The 17,257-nt window shown below is 63.3% G+C and carries 18 protein-coding genes; 9 read left to right on the top strand and 9 right to left on the bottom strand.

What is annotated here, in order from left to right:
• Positions 1-25: 25 nt before the first annotated feature.
• From WHT83_RS11625 to WHT83_RS11610, 4 genes are all read right to left on the bottom strand, one after another.
• A complete protein-coding gene (locus WHT83_RS11625) occupies positions 26-979 on the bottom strand; it encodes a c-type cytochrome (protein ID WP_406873853.1) in 954 nt (317 codons plus the stop codon).
• A 9-nt stretch (positions 980-988) separates the two neighbouring features.
• Entirely contained in the window at positions 989-1,426 is a 438-nt protein-coding gene (locus WHT83_RS11620) for a cytochrome c (protein ID WP_183263563.1), read from the bottom strand.
• Positions 1,427-1,589: 163 nt separating this feature from the next.
• Complete coding sequence (locus WHT83_RS11615; protein WP_183263564.1) at positions 1,590-2,186, bottom strand: superoxide dismutase; 597 nt, start codon at positions 2,184-2,186, stop codon at positions 1,590-1,592.
• A 108-nt stretch (positions 2,187-2,294) separates the two neighbouring features.
• On the bottom strand, positions 2,295-3,173 hold the full coding sequence (locus WHT83_RS11610; RefSeq protein ID WP_183263565.1) for a branched-chain amino acid aminotransferase: 879 nt from the start codon (positions 3,171-3,173) through the stop codon (positions 2,295-2,297).
• A 140-nt stretch (positions 3,174-3,313) separates the two neighbouring features.
• Between WHT83_RS11610 and WHT83_RS11605 the strand changes: the two genes are divergently transcribed.
• Together WHT83_RS11605 and WHT83_RS11600 are read left to right on the top strand one after the other, a co-directional pair.
• On the top strand, positions 3,314-3,976 hold the full coding sequence (locus WHT83_RS11605) for a haloacid dehalogenase type II (RefSeq protein ID WP_183263566.1): 663 nt from the start codon (positions 3,314-3,316) through the stop codon (positions 3,974-3,976).
• Between the two features lie 182 nt (positions 3,977-4,158).
• Positions 4,159-4,896 (top strand): L,D-transpeptidase, encoded by a 738-nt coding sequence (locus WHT83_RS11600; RefSeq protein WP_108608846.1) that lies wholly within the window; start codon positions 4,159-4,161, stop codon positions 4,894-4,896.
• A 68-nt stretch (positions 4,897-4,964) separates the two neighbouring features.
• On the opposite strand, the gene WHT83_RS11595 is transcribed toward WHT83_RS11600, so the two are convergent.
• A complete protein-coding gene (locus WHT83_RS11595) occupies positions 4,965-6,524 on the bottom strand; it encodes a helicase HerA-like C-terminal domain-containing protein (RefSeq protein ID WP_406873852.1) in 1,560 nt (519 codons plus the stop codon).
• A 140-nt stretch (positions 6,525-6,664) separates the two neighbouring features.
• Between WHT83_RS11595 and WHT83_RS11590 the strand changes: the two genes are divergently transcribed.
• Both WHT83_RS11590 and WHT83_RS11585 read left to right on the top strand, forming a co-directional pair.
• Complete coding sequence (locus WHT83_RS11590; RefSeq protein ID WP_108608848.1) at positions 6,665-6,895, top strand: AbrB/MazE/SpoVT family DNA-binding domain-containing protein; 231 nt, start codon at positions 6,665-6,667, stop codon at positions 6,893-6,895.
• Positions 6,892-7,278 carry a type II toxin-antitoxin system death-on-curing family toxin gene (locus WHT83_RS11585; RefSeq protein WP_406873851.1) on the top strand — a complete coding sequence of 129 codons (387 nt, stop codon included), beginning with the start codon at positions 6,892-6,894 and terminating at the stop codon, positions 7,276-7,278. The genes WHT83_RS11590 and WHT83_RS11585 overlap by 4 nt, the downstream gene beginning before the upstream one ends.
• Here the strand turns inward: WHT83_RS11585 and WHT83_RS11580 are convergent.
• The 4 genes from WHT83_RS11580 to WHT83_RS11565 form a co-directional block, all read right to left on the bottom strand.
• Positions 7,275-7,745 carry a GreA/GreB family elongation factor gene (locus tag WHT83_RS11580; RefSeq protein WP_406873850.1) on the bottom strand — a complete coding sequence of 157 codons (471 nt, stop codon included), beginning with the start codon at positions 7,743-7,745 and terminating at the stop codon, positions 7,275-7,277. The genes WHT83_RS11585 and WHT83_RS11580 overlap by 4 nt on opposite strands.
• 65 nt (positions 7,746-7,810) lie before the next feature.
• Positions 7,811-8,815, bottom strand: a complete 1,005-nt coding sequence (locus tag WHT83_RS11575; RefSeq protein WP_406873849.1) for an asparaginase — start codon at positions 8,813-8,815, stop codon at positions 7,811-7,813.
• A gap of 66 nt (positions 8,816-8,881) precedes the next feature.
• Entirely contained in the window at positions 8,882-9,610 is a 729-nt protein-coding gene (locus tag WHT83_RS11570) for an SDR family NAD(P)-dependent oxidoreductase (RefSeq protein ID WP_406873848.1), read from the bottom strand.
• The gene (locus WHT83_RS11565; RefSeq protein WP_406873847.1) at positions 9,607-10,770 is read right to left on the bottom strand and encodes an acetyl-CoA acetyltransferase; all 1,164 of its coding nucleotides are present in this window, start codon (positions 10,768-10,770) and stop codon (positions 9,607-9,609) included. Before WHT83_RS11565 ends, WHT83_RS11570 begins: the two co-directional genes overlap by 4 nt.
• A 181-nt stretch (positions 10,771-10,951) precedes the next feature.
• Here WHT83_RS11565 and betI point away from each other — a divergent pair, with 181 nt between their 5' ends.
• From betI to betB, 5 genes are read left to right on the top strand one after another with little or no spacing between them, the layout of a single operon-like run.
• Positions 10,952-11,545: a transcriptional regulator BetI gene (betI, locus tag WHT83_RS11560; RefSeq protein ID WP_406873846.1), complete on the top strand. Its 594-nt coding sequence runs from the start codon at positions 10,952-10,954 to the stop codon at positions 11,543-11,545.
• Positions 11,542-13,068 carry a choline-sulfatase gene (gene betC / locus WHT83_RS11555; protein ID WP_406873845.1) on the top strand — a complete coding sequence of 509 codons (1,527 nt, stop codon included), beginning with the start codon at positions 11,542-11,544 and terminating at the stop codon, positions 13,066-13,068. The genes betI and betC overlap by 4 nt, the downstream gene beginning before the upstream one ends.
• The gene (locus WHT83_RS11550; RefSeq protein ID WP_318762234.1) at positions 13,065-14,066 is read left to right on the top strand and encodes a threonine/serine dehydratase; all 1,002 of its coding nucleotides are present in this window, start codon (positions 13,065-13,067) and stop codon (positions 14,064-14,066) included. The genes betC and WHT83_RS11550 overlap by 4 nt, the downstream gene beginning before the upstream one ends.
• Positions 14,059-15,711 carry a choline dehydrogenase gene (gene betA / locus WHT83_RS11545; protein WP_108608855.1) on the top strand — a complete coding sequence of 551 codons (1,653 nt, stop codon included), beginning with the start codon at positions 14,059-14,061 and terminating at the stop codon, positions 15,709-15,711. The genes WHT83_RS11550 and betA overlap by 8 nt, the downstream gene beginning before the upstream one ends.
• 52 nt (positions 15,712-15,763) lie before the next feature.
• Entirely contained in the window at positions 15,764-17,227 is a 1,464-nt protein-coding gene (gene betB / locus WHT83_RS11540; protein ID WP_318762235.1) for a betaine-aldehyde dehydrogenase, read from the top strand.
• Positions 17,228-17,257: the final 30 nt, after the last annotated feature.

The raw sequence follows: 17,257 nt of genomic DNA, 5'->3' as shown, positions 1-17,257 counted from the left end.
CGGCGGCTTGGGGCCGCCGGTTGCGTCAACCGGCAGGCTTCGGCTGTGGCGCGGGATAACCGTTGGAATGCGGCGGGATCGCCTTGAGATAGGCAGCGATTGCCTCGCGGTCTTCGGCGCTTAGCCTCGCCATGTTCTTCTGCACCTCGACCATGGTGCCACCGACCGAATCGAACTCAGGGGTGAAACCCGTTTCGAGATAGCTGGCGATGTCGCTCTCCGACCAGCCGCTGATCCCAGTCCCTTGCGGCGTTATGTTGGGCACGATGCCCTGTCCTTCGGCCGCCGCAGCACCCGCCAGCCATTGGCCCTTCCTGGTCCCGCCGTCAAAGCCGCGCGGCGTGTGGCATTCGCCACAATGCCCTGCGCCTTCCACGAGGTCACGACCGCGCAGGACCTTCTCAGGCGTGCCGTCGGCGAAGGCGATCACGGGCTGGTCGCTCAGGTAGAACAGCTTCCAGAGCCCGATGCCGGATCGGACATTGAACGGAAAGGCGAGCGTGTGGCTCGGCGCCCTGCCCGCAACAGGCGGCAGCGTCTTCATGAAGGCGTAGATATCTGCGACCTCAGCCGGCTTCATGCGGGCATAGGAGGCATAGGGGAACGCCGGATAGAGGTGCTGTCCGTCGCGCGACACGCCCTTGAGCATTGCATTGGCGAAGTCCTCGAGCGACCATCCGCCGATGCCGTCGTTCGGGTCGGTGGAAATGTTCGGCGCCACGAAGGTACCGTACGCCGTCTTCAGCTCGAGACCGCCGGCGAGTTGAAGACGTGCATCGCCCTCCGATTTCGGTTTGGCGTGGCAGGAGGCACAGCCGCCCGCATCGAAGATGCGTTGACCGCGGGCCGCGTCGCCGGCTCCCAGGGCAGCCACGGCATCGGGCCCCAGTCTTTCAGGAAGCGCCAGCCACCACAAAGTCGCGGCTCCGGCACCGCCAAGCGCCAGAGCCGCCACTGCAAACTTCTTGAAAGCACCCATGCGAAGGGATCAGCCCTTCTTGACGCGAAACGCCTCATGGCAGGTGCCGCAGGTCTGGCCGATGGTGCCGACCTGTGCCTTCAAGGCGTCCAGGTCCTGGGCCGGGGCGCCAACTGCCGAGGCCGTCACTGCCTTGAATTTGTCGACCTCGGCCTGGAATCCAGCCGGATCCTCCCAGATCTTGGGGGATGCAGTGGTGTCGCCCTTGTCGCTTCCTACCGGGAACGACGCCGCGACATCGATTTTCTGGACATTGTCGTTGAGCGCCGTCAAGGCCGCCAGAACGGCGGCGGCGTCGAAAGCGGATTCGCCCTTCACCATTTTGACGAGCGTGCCGACTTGCCTTGCGTTCTCCTTCATCACCGCCTGACGGTCGGTAATCACATCGGCGAATGCTGCAGTGGATGCGAGCGCCAGCGCTGCGACGGCGAGCACAAATTTTCTCATCAGGTCCTCTTTCGGTTGCAAAAGCTGCCTAGGGTGAACGGCGAAACTGGCCCAATTCGTCCCAAGATTCTCCTCACGCTTACGTGAGTCGGTGGAATAAATTTGCGTTCTCTCGACAAAAAAAGCCCCGGACTTGCCGGGGCTTTTCGTGGGTGAACCAGGCTCAGGCGTTTTCGTAACGCTCGAGCACGTAGTCCCAGTTGATCAGGCTGTCGACGAACGCCTCGAGATATTTCGGGCGGGCGTTGCGGTAGTCGATGTAGTAGGAGTGCTCCCAGACGTCGACGCCGAGGATCGGGGTCGCGCCGTGAACCAGCGGGTTCTCGCCGTTCGGGGTCTTGGAGATGGCGAGCTTGCCATCCTTGACCGAAAGCCACGCCCAGCCCGAACCGAACTGCGTCGTGCCGGCGGCAATGAAATCAGCCTTGAACTTGTCGTAGCCGCCGAGGTCGGCATCTACCGCCTTCTGCAGCGCGCCGGGCAGCTTGTTGCCGCCGCCGCCCTTCTTCATCCACTTCCAGAAGTGGACGTGGTTGTAATGCTGGGCGGCGTTGTTGAACAGGCCGGCATTCTTGCCGAACGACTGCTTCACGACCTCTTCCAGCGACAGCTTGTCCATGCCTGCTTCGGCAGCCAGCTTGTTGCCGTTGTCGACATAGGCCTTGTGGTGCTTGTCGTGATGATACTCAAGCGTCTCCTTCGACATGAAGGGCTGTAGCGCCTCGTAGTCGTAGGGCAATTCGGGCAATTCAAAAGCCATGGATCATACTCCCTTGCTGGCAATTTCGCGGCATGACTATGCCGTCTACAGATAGGTCGTCATCATCGTGTGACAACAGATGAGAGGCGCTGTTTTTCTTCGCTACACTCAGGCCTTGTCGGTCGAGTGCGCCCACTCCCAATATAGCTCGCGTGATTTTTTTGCTACCGGTCCGGGCTGGAGAATTCGCTCCTCGATGCGCGTGACCGGAACAACCTTGGAGTGATTGCCGGTGGAGAAGATTTCATCGGCTTCGAGGAACTCGCGCACCGAAAGCGTCTTTTCGACGACAGAGACACCGCTGCCGGCAAGAAGCGAAATCGTGCGGCTGCGGGTGATCCCGGAAAGGAAAGTTCCGTTGGGCGCCGGGGTGAACACTTGCCCGTTCTTGACCAGGAAGATGTTGGACGAGGCGGTTTCGGCGACGTTGCCTAGCATGTCGAGTACCAGGGCATTGTCGAAACCGCGCATCTTGGCGTCGAGGATTGCCCTGCCGTTGTTTGGATAGAGGCAGCCTGCCTTGGCATTGGTCGGCATGGTTTCGAGAGTTGGCCGGCGAAACGGCGATAAGCAAATCGAAAAGCCGGTCGGCGGAAGCATCGGCGATTCGTACAGGCACAGGCAGAACCGCGTCGAAGCAGGGTCGGCCGGCACGCCCATGTAGCCACCGTGCTCGGCCCAATACATCGGCCGGATGTAGACGGCAGTCTTGCCGTCGAATTTCTTGAGCCCGTCCCAGGTCAGCCCGACGATCTGTTCCGGGCTCATGGTCGGCTTCAGGCCCAATGCGATGGCCGACGAATTGACCCGGCGCGAATGTGCTTCAAGGTCGGGAGCCACGCCTTCGAACCAACGGCCGCCATCGAAGACGGTGGAGCCGAGCCACATGGCATGGCTTCGCGGGCCGATGATCGCAACGTTGCCCTCGTGCCAGTCGCCATCGACGAAGCTCCAGGTCGTGGATTGTGCAGCCGCCGCGAGCGTCATGGTGTTTTCCCATCCATCTTGTTGATCGCCGGTATGGAAGAGGCTTTGGCGCGCCCCGTCAATCGGCAGCAAGCCGAAATGTTGGAGCCAGCCGATAGTTGCGCTTGCGCTCGGAACCAAGCCGTTGGACAACCAAAGGCATGCGCCACGCAGCCTACATATTCGATGCCTATGGCACGCTGTTCGACGTCCATGCGGCGGTTCGCCGCCATTCGGCCGACATCGGACCCGAGGGCCAGCTGCTTTCCGAGATTTGGCGGGCCAAGCAGCTCGAGTATTCCTGGGTGCGGACGCTCATGGGCGCCTATGCCGATTTCTGGCAGCTCACCGAGCAGGCGCTCGACTTTGCATTCCGCAAGGTGCCGTCGGTCGATCCCGCGATGCGCAGCAAGCTGCTCGACGCCTATTGGCGCCTCGATTGCTACCCCGAGGTTCCGGCAGTGCTGCGCAACCTGAAGGAAAACGGTGCACGGCTGGCCATTCTCTCCAACGGTTCGCCAGACATGCTGGAAGCGGCCGTGCGCTCGGCCGGGCTGGACCTGATCCTCGACGAGGTGTTCTCGGTCGACAGCGTCCGCCGATTCAAGACGGACCAGTCGGTCTATGATCTCGTCGCCAGCAGTTGGCGTCTTTACCCGGAAGCAATGTCGTTCCAGTCGTCCAATCGCTGGGACATTGCAGGGGCGGCAAAGTTCGGCTGCCGCACCGTCTGGATCAACCGCAGCAACCAGCCGGACGAGTATCGCGACCTGCCTCCATCGCTGATCCTACCTTCTCTGGAAGGTTTAGTTACAATTGGTTAGCTTACCATAGGTCAATATTGTTGCCATAACGCAACAGTGATTGGCCTGTCACACCTTCGCCATGCTTTGTCCACCCTAAGGTCGGAATTTGACCCGCCTATCTCCGCGAGCGTTAAGGGGCGACGCAGTTGGTTTCCTCTAAATTCACCATTTCTTTCGAACTGGAACTCTAGATCGCAGTCATGTCCACATTTACAGAATCACGTCCGCTCAGCCGTCGCGGCTTTTTGAACCTGGCGGCAGCGGGCGCCGCGTCGGCAGCGCTTTCTGCCTGCTCCACGGTTGGCGGAGGCGGTCAGATCGTCGATGCACCTCCGGTTGCACCGCCCATGAGCGTCGATCCCGCTTTCGGTGGCGACTATGCCAGCATGTATGCCCCGGTCGCCGACGAGGGCTATGAAATCCCCGGCATCCCGCTCAAGAAAGTGAAGCCGCAGTTCCTGCGCCAGATCGTCCGCGACCCCACTGGCGAGCGCCCCGGCACCGTGGTCGTCGACACCTCGACGCACTTCCTCTACCTCGTTCGCGAAAACGGCGAAGCGATGCGCTATGGCGTCGGCCTCGGTCGTGCCGGCTTTGCCTGGCAGGGCCGCGCTGTCATCCAGTGGAAGCGCAAGTGGCCCAAGTGGACGCCGCCGGACGAAATGATCGGCCGCCAGCCCGACCTCGAAAAGTACAGCGTCAGGAATGGCGGCATGGCCCCGGGCCTCAACAACCCGCTCGGCGCGCGCGCGCTCTATATCTTCCAGAACAACGAGGACACGCTCTATCGCGTCCACGGTTCACCGGAATGGTGGACGATCGGCAAGTCGGTGTCGTCGGGCTGCGTGCGCCTGATGAACCAGGACATCATCGATCTCTACGATCGCGTGCCCGGCAAGACGCCGATCCTGGTCACCAGCGGCCTCGGCACTGCCTGACCCTGGGCTCAGTCACCTACGAAAAACGGCGCGTCATCGACGCGCCGTTTTGCTATTGGCTTCTCGGGTCAGAAGCCCTTCTTCAGGCTTCCGAGAATTCCGCGCACCAGCGCACGGCCGACAGACGAACCAACAGAGCGCACGACCGACTTCAGTGCCGCTTCGGTCACCGTCTGCCGGTTTGAGGTCCGCGGCCTCGGCGCGCTGCCCGTGTTGCGGCCGCCCGAAGCCGGCGGCGCGTCATTGCCAAAGCCCGGAATGGTCCAACCACCACCACCGCCACCGGTATTCGCCTGCTGGGCCTGTTCTTGCGCCTTCTGTGCCTCGAGCGCCTTCTTCTGCAGCATTTCGAACGCCGATTCACGGTCAACGGTCTGATCGTACTGCCCGGCGACCGGGCTCTCGCTGATCAGCTTCTGGCGCTCCTGCGGCGTGATCGGGCCAAGCCGCGAGGCCGGCGGGCGTATCAGCGTCCGCTGCACCATCGACGGAACGCCCTTGGCTTCGAGCGTCGAGACCAGCGCCTCGCCGGTTCCGAGCTGGGTGATCGCCTTGGCACAATCGAAGTCAGGGTTGGGGCGGAAAGTGTCGGCGGCCGTCTTCACCGCCTTCTGCTCCCGCGGCGTGTAAGCGCGCAGCGCATGCTGCACGCGGTTGCCGAGCTGCGCCAGAACGGTTTCGGGCACGTCGAGCGGGTTCTGGGTGACAAAATAGACACCAACGCCCTTGGAGCGGATCAGGCGCACGACCTGCTCGACCCGGTCGACGACGATCTTCGGCGCCTCGTCGAACAGAAGATGCGCCTCGTCAAAGAAGAAGACCAGCTTGGGCTTTTCCGGGTCGCCGACTTCCGGCAGCACCTCGAACAGCTCCGACAGTAGCCAGAGCAGGAACGTCGCGTAGAGCCGCGGGTTCATCATCAGCTTGTCGGCGGCCAGCACGTTGATCGCGCCGCGACCATCACGCGTCGTGCGCATGATATCGGCAATCTTCAGTGCGGGTTCGCCGAAGAAGTTGTTGCCGCCCTGCTGCTCCAGGACCAACAGCGACCGCTGGATGGCGCCGACCGACGGTTTGGTGACATTGCCATAGCGCGCACCGATCTCGTCGGCCCGCTCGGCGACGTTGGCGAGCAATGACTGCAGGTCCTTCATATCGAGGAGCAGCATCCCTTCTTCGTCGGCGATGCGGAAGGCGATGTTGAGCACGCCTTCTTGCGCTTCGCTGAGGTTCATCAGCCGCGACAGCAGCAGCGGTCCCATCTCCGATATGGTCGCGCGGATTGGATGGCCCTGTTCTCCGAACAGATCCCAGAAGATGACGGGGAATTCCTGGAAATCATACGGGTCGAGCTTGATCGCCTCGGCACGGGCCGTAAGAAAATCCTTGGCCTCGCCCATCATGGCGATGCCCGACAGGTCGCCCTTGATGTCGGCGCAGAACACCGGAACACCGGCGTTCGAAAAGCCTTCGGCGAGAATCTGCAGTGTTACCGTCTTGCCGGTACCTGTGGCACCGGTAACCAGACCATGGCGATTGCCGTACTTCAGCAACAGATCTTCGGGCCGCTGATAACTGTCGTCGGGCTTGCGGCTGGCACCAATGAAAATGCTGTCGTCCTGCGCCATGGGCTGTCTCTCCGGCAATGCTCTTTCACGACCGCATCAGCAGTCAGACCACAGGTATAGTGGCGGCGCTACGGTGCGACAATGGCTTGGATCGCATCCGCACGCATGTTATACATAAGTTATAACATGGAGACGCAGCCATGAACGTGACTGTTCGCAAGATCGGAAACTCGGAAGGCGTGATCCTGCCGAAGGAAGTGCTCGAGCGGCATAATCTGCGCGCGGGTGACACGCTCGTCCTCACCGAGGATGGCAACGAGTTGCGGCTTCGGCCGGCTGAGGATGATCCGGAAGAGTTCGAACGCAAGATGAAGATCGCGCGCGAGCGGATGAAGAAATATGAGGTCGCGTATCGCGCCCTCGCCAAATGATTGAGTTCCATTCGCGTCAGTTCGTCGAGGCGCTACACGCCGAGCAACTGAAGCTGCACGGAGGCGCTCAAGGCGTACGATCCGAGGATATGCTGGAATCGGCCCTTGCACGGCCGCTTCAGAAGCAAGCGTATGGCGAGCCAAACCTCTGTGACCTAGCAGCCGCTTATTTGTTTGGCATCGCCAAGAACCACCCATTCGTCGACGGCAACAAACGAACTGCCTTTGCAGCAGCGGATTTGTTTCTATATTTCAAAGGATTGAGCGTCGAAGCAGCGCAAGAAGACATCATTCAATTCGTATTGATGGTCGCCGCCGGCGAGATCGACGAGACAGGTGCGGCCGCGTTCTTCCGCGACCACACGGCTCCAATCGAAGCCTAGCTGGCGAACTCGACGATTTCCCACTCATGCCCGTTGACCGAAGCGACATCGCCAACGGATTTGCCGAACAGCGCTATCGCCATAGGCGAGGAATGCGAGATGCGGCCCTTGGCTGCATCGGCTTCGTCTTCACCGACGATCTCCCAGACGTTGCGTTTGCCATTGTCATCTTCAACGACAACCTTCATCCCGAAGCGGACAACCGTACTGTCAGGTTCGGGAACCGACACTTCGGCCGTCTCCCGGCGGGACTGCCAATAGCGCAGGTCGCGCGACACCGTCGCGATCCGCTCCCGGTCGGCATCGGCCTCCGCCTTTGCCAGATCCTCGCGCAGGCTCGCGAGTTGGGCCTCGATACGGGCCAGCCCTTGTTCGGTCACGAGATTCCGGGACGAACTGACCGGCCGCTCGCCGATATCGGCAATGACGTTTTCGCTGTCGTCTTCGCGGGTGAAAGCTCTGCTCATGAAATAAACCTAGGTGTTCATAGCTCCGATAACAAGCCAGCCAAACTGACCGACTACTTATGCTTTCATGCGAACGCGGAAGTCGGTCGAAGCGATGCAACTTCGATCCCGTTCCAGTTCTTCAGCACCGGCCTCGCCGCCTTGTCCAGTGTCCCGGGCAACGCCTCGTCTCCAGCCAAAAGCTTTGCGAGGACCGCCGCGATCATAACCTCGGCAGCCCTGCCCGCGCCGTCGTCGCATTTAATCGCAATGCCGAGGCCAAGTTCCGGCAAGGCCGCGCAAAAAACGCCTTCGGCGCCGACCTTGACGAAGATCCGTCCTGGTGCAGCTTGCATCAACTCCGTATCAGCCCTGTCGGTTCCAGCGACCTGGAAAGGTTCCGCCATGCATGCCGACATCAGCCGCCGCGCGGCCTTGGCCCTTTCCGTGCCGAGGCCATTGCCAGTGACCATGCGCGCAAAACCCAGTGCGAGATTGTGCAACGGCACGGCAAAGGTCGGGATGGAGCAGCCGTCGGTTCCGCGGTTCATTTCGTTATGGGGTGCACCGGTGACGGCTTCCATCGTCTCGCGGATCATCTGCTGGAAGCGATGCTCGGGCCTGACATAGCCGAGATGGGCCATGCCGAGGTGACGGCAGGTACAGACGAAAGCCGAGTGCTTGCCCGAACAATTGTTGTGCAACGCGCTCGGCGACGCCCCGCTGCGCGCTAGTGCAATCGTCGCCGCATGGTTCGAAGGCCAATGCGCGCCGCACTCCAGCGCATCCGGCCCGAGACCGGCCTTGGCCAGCATCGCATTGGCCAGTTCGGCATGAGCCGGCTCGCCCGAATGCGACGCGCAGGCAAGCGCCAGTTCGCGATCGCCAAAGCCATAGGCATCGGCCGCGCCACTTTCGACGAAGGGCAGCGCCTGGATGGCCTTGACCGCCGAGCGCGGAAACACTGGCTGCGTGGCGTCGCCCAAGGCAAGCCTCTGCGTGCCATCGGCATCGACGACGACGACCGCGCCGCGATGTACGCTTTCAACGAGGTCGCCGCGCAGCACCTCGACCAGGACCGGATTTGTCATTGTGTGCGTGCCTTCATGCGCTTGCGAGATCGAGGTTGGGTCATTTCGCCAGCGGTCAGCCAAGCGTCATGATCTGTTTCCCGATAACCCACCGGCGAGAAATCCGCCATCCACCGCGAGCGTGTGGCCATTGATGTAACTGGCTTCCGGTGAAAGCAGGAAAGCAGCGGCGGCGGCAATTTCATCCGGCTCAGCACCGCGGCCTTGCGGCACATGATGGGGTGCGATGCCGCCATTGCTTGCAGCATCCACGTCCGCAGGCCCGGCGGCTATGGCATTCACGCGCACGCCCCGGCCGGCATACTCCAGCGCCAGCACTTCCGACATGAGCTTGAGCCCGGCCTGCGACGCGGCGACGGCCAATTGCCCATGATGGGCCCGAAGGCCCGCCACGGTCCCGATGCTGACAATGGACAGCGAGGCGCCCATCCGCTCCAGCGCTGCCCGCGCGGCGATGAAGGGGGCAACGAGGTTGACGTCGAGCGCTTCCCGCAACATCTCGGCGCTGGTGTCCTCGATGGCGGCACTGCGGGCGAAACTCGCCATCGACACAAGCCCGCCGACAAGACCAAGCCGGTCCACAACCTGGTCGAACGCCTCGGCGATGTCATCCTCGTCGGTCGGGTCGCATTCGATGAACACGACCTCGTCGTTGTCGATCTGGTCCTCGGCCGCCTCGAGCGCGCCGCCGTCGTCATCGATCACCGCCACCGGCCATCCGTCCGATATCAGGCGTTCGGCCACTGCAAGGCCGACGCCCGACGCACCGCCGATAACAACGGCGGAATGCCTCATCTGATGCGGTCCAGGATCGACACGTAGTTGGCGACGGCAGCACCGCCCATGTTGAAGATACCGCCGAGCTTGGCGTCCTTGACCTGAATGCCGCCAGCCTCGCCCGCAAGCTGCATGGCGGTCAACACATGCATCGAGACACCGGTTGCGCCGATCGGATGGCCCTTCGACTTGAGACCGCCGGAGGGATTGACCGGCAGGCGGCCGTCCTTGGCGGTGATGCCTTCCATGGCGATGCGGGCGCCCTCGCCGCGCGGTGCCAGGCCCATGGCCTCGTATTCGATCAGCTCGGCGATGGTGAAGCAGTCATGCGTCTCGACGAAGGAGAGGTCGTCGAGCGAAATGCCGGCCGACTTCAGCGCCTTGTTCCACGCCACCTCGCAGCCTTCGAACTGCAGGATGTCGCGTTTCGACATCGGCAGGAAGTCCTGCACATGCTCGTTGGCGCGGAAGGCGATCGCCCGGCGCATCTTCAGCGCAGTCGTGCTGTCCGTCAGCACCAGGGCTGCAGCCCCGTCCGAAACCAGCGAACAGTCGGTACGCTTCAACGGTCCAGCGACGAACGGGTTCTTCTCGCTCTCCTGGCGACAGAAGTCGAAGCCGAAATCCTTGCGCAACTGGGCATAAGGATTGTCGACGCCGTTCTTGTGGTTCTTGGCGGCGATCATCGCCAGCGCGTCCGACTGGTCGCCGTAGCGCTGGAAATAGGCCTGGGCGATCTTGCCGAACACGCCGGCAAACCCGGCCGGCGTGTCGCCATCTTCGGGCAGATAGGAGGCGCGCAGCAGGTTCTTGCCGATCTCGAGTCCAGGCGTCGTGGTCATCTGCTCGGCGCCGACCACAAGCACGATGCGCTGGCCGGCGTTCACCGCACGGATGCCCTGGCGAACGGCTGCCGAACCCGTGGCGCAGGCATTCTCGACGCGCGTCGCCGGCTTGAAACGCAGGCGGTCGTCGGCCTGCAGCACAAGGCTCGCAGTGAAATCCTGGGCGGAAAAGCCGGCGTTGAAGTGGCCAAGCACGATCTCGTCGACGTCGTCAGGCCCGATGCCGGCATGCGCCAGCGCCTCGGTGGCAACCTGCGTAATCAGGCTTTCCAGCGTCTCGCCTTCCAGCTTGCCGAAGCGCGAATGCGCCCAGCCCACGATGCATGCGGTCATCTTCGTCTCCATCGCCAGTTCTATGTTGCGCCATTTGCCGGGCGATTCCAACGCCCTTCAATTCCGTTCAAATATGAACAATTTTCATCAGCTTTCAATGGCGCATTCGAGACGAAATGCGCCGTGTTTTTTATTGATTGATGCGTCAATAAAAAATAGCTTGGCCGCTGGAGGAGCTTGTATGCCCAAGGTCGGAATGGAGCCGCTGCGCCGCAGGGCGCTGATCGACGCGACGATCTCGGCGATCGGCGAGCGCGGCAGCCTTGATGTGACCATGTCGGAGATCGCGGGCCGCGCCGGCGTGTCTTCCGCCCTCGCCCACCACTATTTCGGCGCCAAGGAAGACCTGCTCGCCGCCACCATGCGGCATCTCCTGTCCGAGTTGCTGACCGACACCACCGCGGCACTGCGCGTTGCCGAGACCCCGCGTGCGCGCGTGTCGGCCGTCATCTCGGTCAATTTCTCCGACAAGCAGTTCCGCGCCGCAACCATCGCCGCCTGGCTTGCCTTCTACGTCGAGGCGCAGAAGTCGCCGGGTCTGCGCCGCCTGCTGCGGATCTACGCCCATCGCCTTCATTCGAACCTGATGAGCGGCCTTGCGCGCCTGCTGCCACGCGCGGACGCCGAGCACGTCGCCGAGGCGACAGCAGCGATGATCGACGGGCTCTACATTCGCCGGGCCCTGCGCGACGGCATCCCCAATGCCGCTTCGGCGATCGCGCTGGTCGACGACTATCTGGAAACCAAGCTGTCGCAGGCGGCCCGCGCACGATGACCAGCAAGCCAAACATCCTCATCGTCATGGTCGACCAGCTGGCCGGAACGTTCTTCCCAGACGGCCCCGCCAACTGCCTGCACGCCCCGCATCTCAAGGCGCTGGCGGCGCGGTCGGCGCGCTTCAAAAACAACTACACCGCCTCGCCGCTCTGCGCGCCGGGGCGTGCGGCCTTCATGAGCGGGCAGTTGCCGTCGCGCACCGGGGTCTACGACAACGCTGCCGAATTCACTTCCTCCATCCCGACCTTCGCCCACCACCTGCGTGCCGCCGGCTACCACACCGTGCTGTCAGGCAAGATGCATTTCGTCGGCCCGGACCAGTTGCACGGCTTCGAGGAGCGCCTGACGACCGACATCTATCCCGCCGATTTCGGCTGGACGCCGGACTACCGCAAGCCGGGTGAGCGCATCGACTGGTGGTATCACAATCTCGGCTCGGTCACCGGCGCCGGCACGGCCGAGATCACCAACCAGATGGAGTATGACGACGAGGTCGCTTTCCTAGCGACCCAGAAGCTCTACGACTTCGCACGCACCTCTGATCAGGCCGAGCGTCGCCCGTGGTGCCTCACCGTCTCGTTCACTCACCCGCACGACCCCTATGTCGCGCGGCGCCAATATTGGGACCTCTACGAGGATAGCCCTGCCCTCGATCCCGAGGTCGGCTTCATCCCGACCGAGCAACAGGACCCGCATTCGCAGCGCCTCTATCTCGCCAGCGACTACGCCAGTTTCGACATCACGCCCGAGCAGGTACGCCGCTCGCGCCGCGGCTACTTCGCCAACATCTCCTACATCGACGACAAGGTCGGCGAATTGCTGTCGGTGCTCGAGCGCACGCGCATGCTCGATGACACGGTCATCCTGTTCTGCTCCGACCACGGCGACATGCTCGGCGAGCGCGGCCTGTGGTTCAAGATGTGCTTCTACGAGGGCTCGGCGCGCGTGCCGCTGATGATATCAGGCATGGGCCTGCCCGCCGGACTGATCGAGGCGCCGACCTCCAATCTCGATGTGCTGCCGACGCTGTGCGACCTCGCCGGCATCGACCTTTCGGCCATCATGCCCTGGACCGACGGACAGTCGCTTCTGCCGCTGATGCGCGGCGAGCAGCGAACCGCCCCCGTGCTCATGGAATATGCCGCCGAGGGTTCCTATTGCCCGCTGGTCGCCATCCGCGACGGCCGTTTCAAGTTCGTCCATTGCGAGATCGACCCGCCGCAACTGTTTGATCTGGAATCGGATCCGCAGGAGCTCGACAACCTGGCCGCAGACCCTGCTCATGCTGATCTGGTGGCCGACTTCGTGGCCAAGGTCCACGCTCGCTGGGACATGGCCTCTTTCGATGCGGCCGTGCGCGAAAGCCAGGCACGCCGCTGGGTGATTTATCCCGCGCTGCGCAACGGCGCCTACTATCCGTGGGATTTCCAGCCGCTGCAGAAAGCATCCGAGCGCTACATGCGCAACCACATGGACCTGAACGTGCTCGAAGAGAGCAAGCGTTTCCCGAGAGGCGAATGATGACGACAACAGTCCCCACCCTGGACAGGCTCCGCCAGGCCTATGCCGAAACATCGCGTGCGACGCAGCTGACGCCCCTGCTCGAATCCGCTGCGCTGGCCCGCCAGACCGGCGCGGCGCGCGTCTTCGTCAAGGCGGAGTCGCTGCAATGGGCAGGCTCGTTCAAGGCGCGCGGCGCCTACTGGCGGCTCAAGCAGCTCACAGCTGACGAGGCGCGGCGCGGCGTGGTTGCCTATTCGTCCGGCAACTTCGCCCAGGGCCTTGCCGCCGCCGGCCAGGCGCTCGGCATTCCCGTCACCATCGTCATGCCGATCGATGTGCCTGCAGCCAAGCGCGAGGCGACCAAGGGTTACGGCGCCCGCGTGGTGCTGACCGACCATGGCGACCGCGCCCGCGAAGAAGTCGCCGCCGCCAAGGCGCGCGAAATCTCGGACACCGAGGGCCTCGCCTTGCTCCATCCCTTCGACGACCCCGAAATCGTCGCCGGCCAGGCCGGTGCCGGGCTCGAAGCGCTCGACCAACTGGCGGCGAAACGTGTTGCGGCCGACATCGTGCTCTGCCCGGTCGGCGGCGGTGGACTCATTGGCGGCGTCTCGCTCGCCTTCCACTACCTGTCGCCATCAACACAGGTGTTCGCGGTGGAACCGGAAGGCTTCAACGGCATGGGCTCGTCGCTCGCCCATGGCGCGATCGAAACCATGCCGCTGGGTCCGAAATCGATCTGCGACGGCCTGATGGCACGCAAGCCGGGCGAAGCACCTTATGCCGCGGTCACGACGACCAATGTGCGCGGACTGACTGTCGAGGACGCAGCCGTCCGCAGTGCGATGAAGGTAGCGTTCGAGCGCCTGAAGCTCGTGCTCGAGCCCTCGGGCGCCTCGTCGCTGGCGGCACTTCTGGGAGGAAAGGTCGACGTAGCCGGCAAGACCGTGCTCGTCGTCGCAACCGGCGGCAACGTCTCGCTCGCCGATTTCATGGTTCATGTGAACAATGCTTGAAGCAGATTTCGTAATCGTCGGCTCCGGCTCCGCCGGCTCGGCCATGGCCTATCGCCTGTCGGAGGACGGCAAGCACTCGGTGATCGTCATCGAGTATGGCGGCACCGACTTCGGCCCCCTGATCCAGATGCCGTCCGCGCTGTCGATCCCCCTCAACATGAGCCGCTACGACTGGGGCTATTCCAGCGAACCTGAGCTGCATCTCGGCGGGCGCACGCTGGCGACCCCGCGAGGCAAGGTGCTCGGCGGCTCTTCTTCGATCAACGGCATGGTCTACGTTCGCGGCCACGCCCGCGACTTCGACCACTGGGCCGAACAGGGTGCGTCCGGCTGGGGCTATGCCGACGTGCTGCCCTACTTCAAGCGCATGGAGCATTCGAACGGCGGCGAGGACGGCTGGCGCGGCACTTCGGGTCCGCTCAACGTGCAGCGTGGCCCGCGCAGGAACCCGCTCTATCAGGCCTTCGTCGAAGCAGGCCAGCAGGCCGGCTTCGAGCTCACCGACGACTACAATGGCTCCAAGCAGGAAGGCTTCGGGGCCATGGAGCAGACCATCCATGGCGGGCGCCGCTGGTCGGTCGCCAACGCCTATCTGCGTCCGGCGCTGAAACGCGGAAATGTCCGTGTCGTCAATGGCTTCGCCCGGCGCGTGGTGATCGAGAATCAACGCGCCGTCGGCGTCGAGATCGAAGCGCGCAGGAAGGTCCAGGTCGTCAAGGCGCGGCGTGAGGTGATCGTCGCTGCGTCCTCGATCAATTCGCCGAAACTGCTGATGCTGTCGGGCATCGGCCCCGCCGAGCACCTGAAGCAACACGGCATATCCGTCGTGGCCGACCGGCGTGGCGTCGGCCAGAATCTTCAGGACCACATGGAGCTCTACATCCAGCAGGAAGCGACCCAGCCGATCACCCTGCATTCGGTCTTCAACCCGTTTTCCAAGGCGCTGATCGGGGCAGAATGGCTGCTGTTCAAGACCGGGCTTGGCGCCACCAACCATTTCGAGGCGGCGGCCTTCGTGCGCTCGAAAGCCGGTGTCGACTATCCCGACATCCAGTTCCACTTCCTTCCGGCAGCCGTGCGCTACGACGGCAAGGCAGCTGCCAAGTCTCACGGCTTCCAGGCGCATGTCGGGCCGATGCGCTCGAAGTCGCGCGGCGCGATCACCCTGCGCTCGAGCGACCCGTGGGCCAAGCCGGAGATCCGCTTCAACTACATGTCGCATCCCGACGACTGGGAGGACTTCCGGCACTGCATCCGCCTCACCCGCGAGATTTTCGCGCAATCGGCCTTCGATCCATTCCGCGGCAATGAGATTTCGCCGGGCAGCCAGGTTCAGACCGACGACGAACTCGACGCCTTCATCCGCGAGCATTCGGAAAGCGCCTACCACCCCTGCGGCACCTGCCGCATGGGCCGCGCCGACGACCCCACGAGCGTGGTCGACCCCGAATGCCGGGTGATCGGCGTCGAGGGGCTGCGCGTCGCCGACTCCTCGATCTTCCCGCGCGTGACCAACGGCAACCTTAACGGCCCGTCGATCATGACGGGCGAGAAGGCCGCCGACCACATCCTAGGCCGTACGCCGCTTGCGCCGTCGAACCAGGAGCCATGGATCAATCCGCGCTGGCAGGTCTCGGACAGATAGAGCATCATCCGGCCAACAGGCCAGACACTGAAAATACAACTGGAGCAAACGCATGCGCGCCCAGCCCAAAGCCTCGCATTATGTCAACGGCCGCTATATCGACGACGAGCGTGGGGCATCGATCCCGGTCATCTATCCGGCCACCGGCGAAGCGGTCGCCTCGCTGCACTCGGCCACAGCCAACGTCGTGGAGCTGGCCGTCGAGGCCGCACGCGAGGCCCAGCCGGCGTGGGCGCGGCTGAAGCCTGTCGAGCGCGGCCGCATCCTGCGCCGCGCCTCTGACATCCTGCGCGCCCGCAACGAGGAACTGTCGCGGCTGGAGACGCTCGACACCGGCAAGGCGATCCAGGAGACGCTTGTCGCCGACGCAGCATCCGCCGCTGACTGCCTCGAATTCTTCGCCGGCGCGATCGCCGCCTTCAACGGCGACTATGTCGATCTCGGCGGCCCCTTCGCCTACACCAAGCGCGAAGCGCTCGGCGTCTGCGTCGGCATCGGCGCCTGGAACTACCCCATCCAGATCGCTGGATGGAAGTCGGCGCCTGCGCTGGCCATGGGCAACGCCATGGTGTTCAAACCCTCCGAGAACACGCCCCTTTCCGCTCTTGCGCTGGCCGAAATCTACACCGAGGCCGGCCTGCCCGACGGGCTGTTCAACGTGGTCCAGGGCTATGGCGACGTCGGCGCTGCCCTCGCCGCGCATCCTGTCGTTGACAAGATTTCGCTCACCGGCTCGGTGCCCACGGGCAAGAAAGTGCTGGCGCTCGCCGGCTCGCACATGAAGCACGCCACGATGGAACTCGGCGGCAAGTCGCCGATCATCGTCTTCGACGACGCCGACCTCGAAAACGCCATCGGCGGCGCCATGCTGGGTAATTTCTATTCGACCGGCCAGGTCTGCTCCAACGGCACCCGCGTCTTTGTCCAGAAAGGCCTGCACGACCGTTTCGTCGAACGCCTGGTCGAGCGCACCAAGGCGATCCGTATCGGCGATCCGCTCGATCCCGAAACCCAGATGGGCCCGCTGGTCAGCAAGGCCCAGCAAGACAAGGTTTTGGACTACATCGCCATCGGCAAAAGCGAGGGTGCCGAACTGCGCTGCGGCGGCGGCACGCCTTCGCTCCAGGGCTTCGAGGGCGGCTTCTTCGTCGAGCCGGCCGTGTTCAGCGGCGTCACCGATAACATGCGCATCGCCCGCGAAGAAATCTTCGGCCCGGTCATGAGCGTGCTGTCCTTCGACAGCGAGGAAGAGGCAATCGCGCGCGCCAACGACACCGAGTTCGGCCTCGCAGCCGGCGTGTTCACAAAGGACATCACGCGTGGCCACCGCGTCATCGGCGAACTCAAGGCCGGCACCTGCTGGATCAACGCCTACAATTTGACGCCGGTCGAAATTCCCTTCGGCGGCGCCAGGCAATCTGGCATCGGACGCGAGAATTCGCTCGCCGCGCTCCAGCACTATTCCCAGCTCAAATCGGTCTATGTCGAGACCGGCGACGTCGCGAGCCCCTACTGATCTCGGCCAACGCCCAACAAACAAAAAGCC

This window comes from Aminobacter sp. P9b, from assembly GCF_045345995.1.
Taxonomy (GTDB): Bacteria; Pseudomonadota; Alphaproteobacteria; order Rhizobiales; family Rhizobiaceae; genus Aminobacter; species Aminobacter niigataensis.
This window is presented reverse-complemented; position numbering and strand designations above follow the sequence as displayed.

What these genes read in the sequence shown, in the direction of transcription:
- WHT83_RS11550 (WP_318762234.1), top strand. Translation starts at nt 13,065, where the DNA reads ATGATGACGACAACAGTCCCCACCCTGGACAGGCTCCGCCAGGCCTAT.
- betA (WP_108608855.1), top strand. Translation starts at nt 14,059, where the DNA reads ATGCTTGAAGCAGATTTCGTAATCGTCGGCTCCGGCTCCGCCGGCTCG.
- WHT83_RS11600 (WP_108608846.1), top strand. Translation starts at nt 4,159, where the DNA reads ATGTCCACATTTACAGAATCACGTCCGCTCAGCCGTCGCGGCTTTTTG.
- WHT83_RS11605 (WP_183263566.1), top strand. Translation starts at nt 3,314, where the DNA reads ATGCGCCACGCAGCCTACATATTCGATGCCTATGGCACGCTGTTCGAC.
- WHT83_RS11615 (WP_183263564.1), bottom strand. Translation starts at nt 2,186, where the DNA reads ATGGCTTTTGAATTGCCCGAATTGCCCTACGACTACGAGGCGCTACAG.
- WHT83_RS11570 (WP_406873848.1), bottom strand. Translation starts at nt 9,610, where the DNA reads ATGAGGCATTCCGCCGTTGTTATCGGCGGTGCGTCGGGCGTCGGCCTT.
- betC (WP_406873845.1), top strand. Translation starts at nt 11,542, where the DNA reads ATGACCAGCAAGCCAAACATCCTCATCGTCATGGTCGACCAGCTGGCC.
- WHT83_RS11620 (WP_183263563.1), bottom strand. Translation starts at nt 1,426, where the DNA reads ATGAGAAAATTTGTGCTCGCCGTCGCAGCGCTGGCGCTCGCATCCACT.
- WHT83_RS11565 (WP_406873847.1), bottom strand. Translation starts at nt 10,770, where the DNA reads ATGACCGCATGCATCGTGGGCTGGGCGCATTCGCGCTTCGGCAAGCTG.
- betB (WP_318762235.1), top strand. Translation starts at nt 15,764, where the DNA reads ATGCGCGCCCAGCCCAAAGCCTCGCATTATGTCAACGGCCGCTATATC.
- WHT83_RS11625 (WP_406873853.1), bottom strand. Translation starts at nt 979, where the DNA reads ATGGGTGCTTTCAAGAAGTTTGCAGTGGCGGCTCTGGCGCTTGGCGGT.
- WHT83_RS11575 (WP_406873849.1), bottom strand. Translation starts at nt 8,815, where the DNA reads ATGACAAATCCGGTCCTGGTCGAGGTGCTGCGCGGCGACCTCGTTGAA.
- WHT83_RS11580 (WP_406873850.1), bottom strand. Translation starts at nt 7,745, where the DNA reads ATGAGCAGAGCTTTCACCCGCGAAGACGACAGCGAAAACGTCATTGCC.
- WHT83_RS11585 (WP_406873851.1), top strand. Translation starts at nt 6,892, where the DNA reads ATGATTGAGTTCCATTCGCGTCAGTTCGTCGAGGCGCTACACGCCGAG.
- WHT83_RS11590 (WP_108608848.1), top strand. Translation starts at nt 6,665, where the DNA reads ATGAACGTGACTGTTCGCAAGATCGGAAACTCGGAAGGCGTGATCCTG.
- WHT83_RS11610 (WP_183263565.1), bottom strand. Translation starts at nt 3,173, where the DNA reads ATGACGCTCGCGGCGGCTGCACAATCCACGACCTGGAGCTTCGTCGAT.
- betI (WP_406873846.1), top strand. Translation starts at nt 10,952, where the DNA reads ATGCCCAAGGTCGGAATGGAGCCGCTGCGCCGCAGGGCGCTGATCGAC.
- WHT83_RS11595 (WP_406873852.1), bottom strand. Translation starts at nt 6,524, where the DNA reads ATGGCGCAGGACGACAGCATTTTCATTGGTGCCAGCCGCAAGCCCGAC.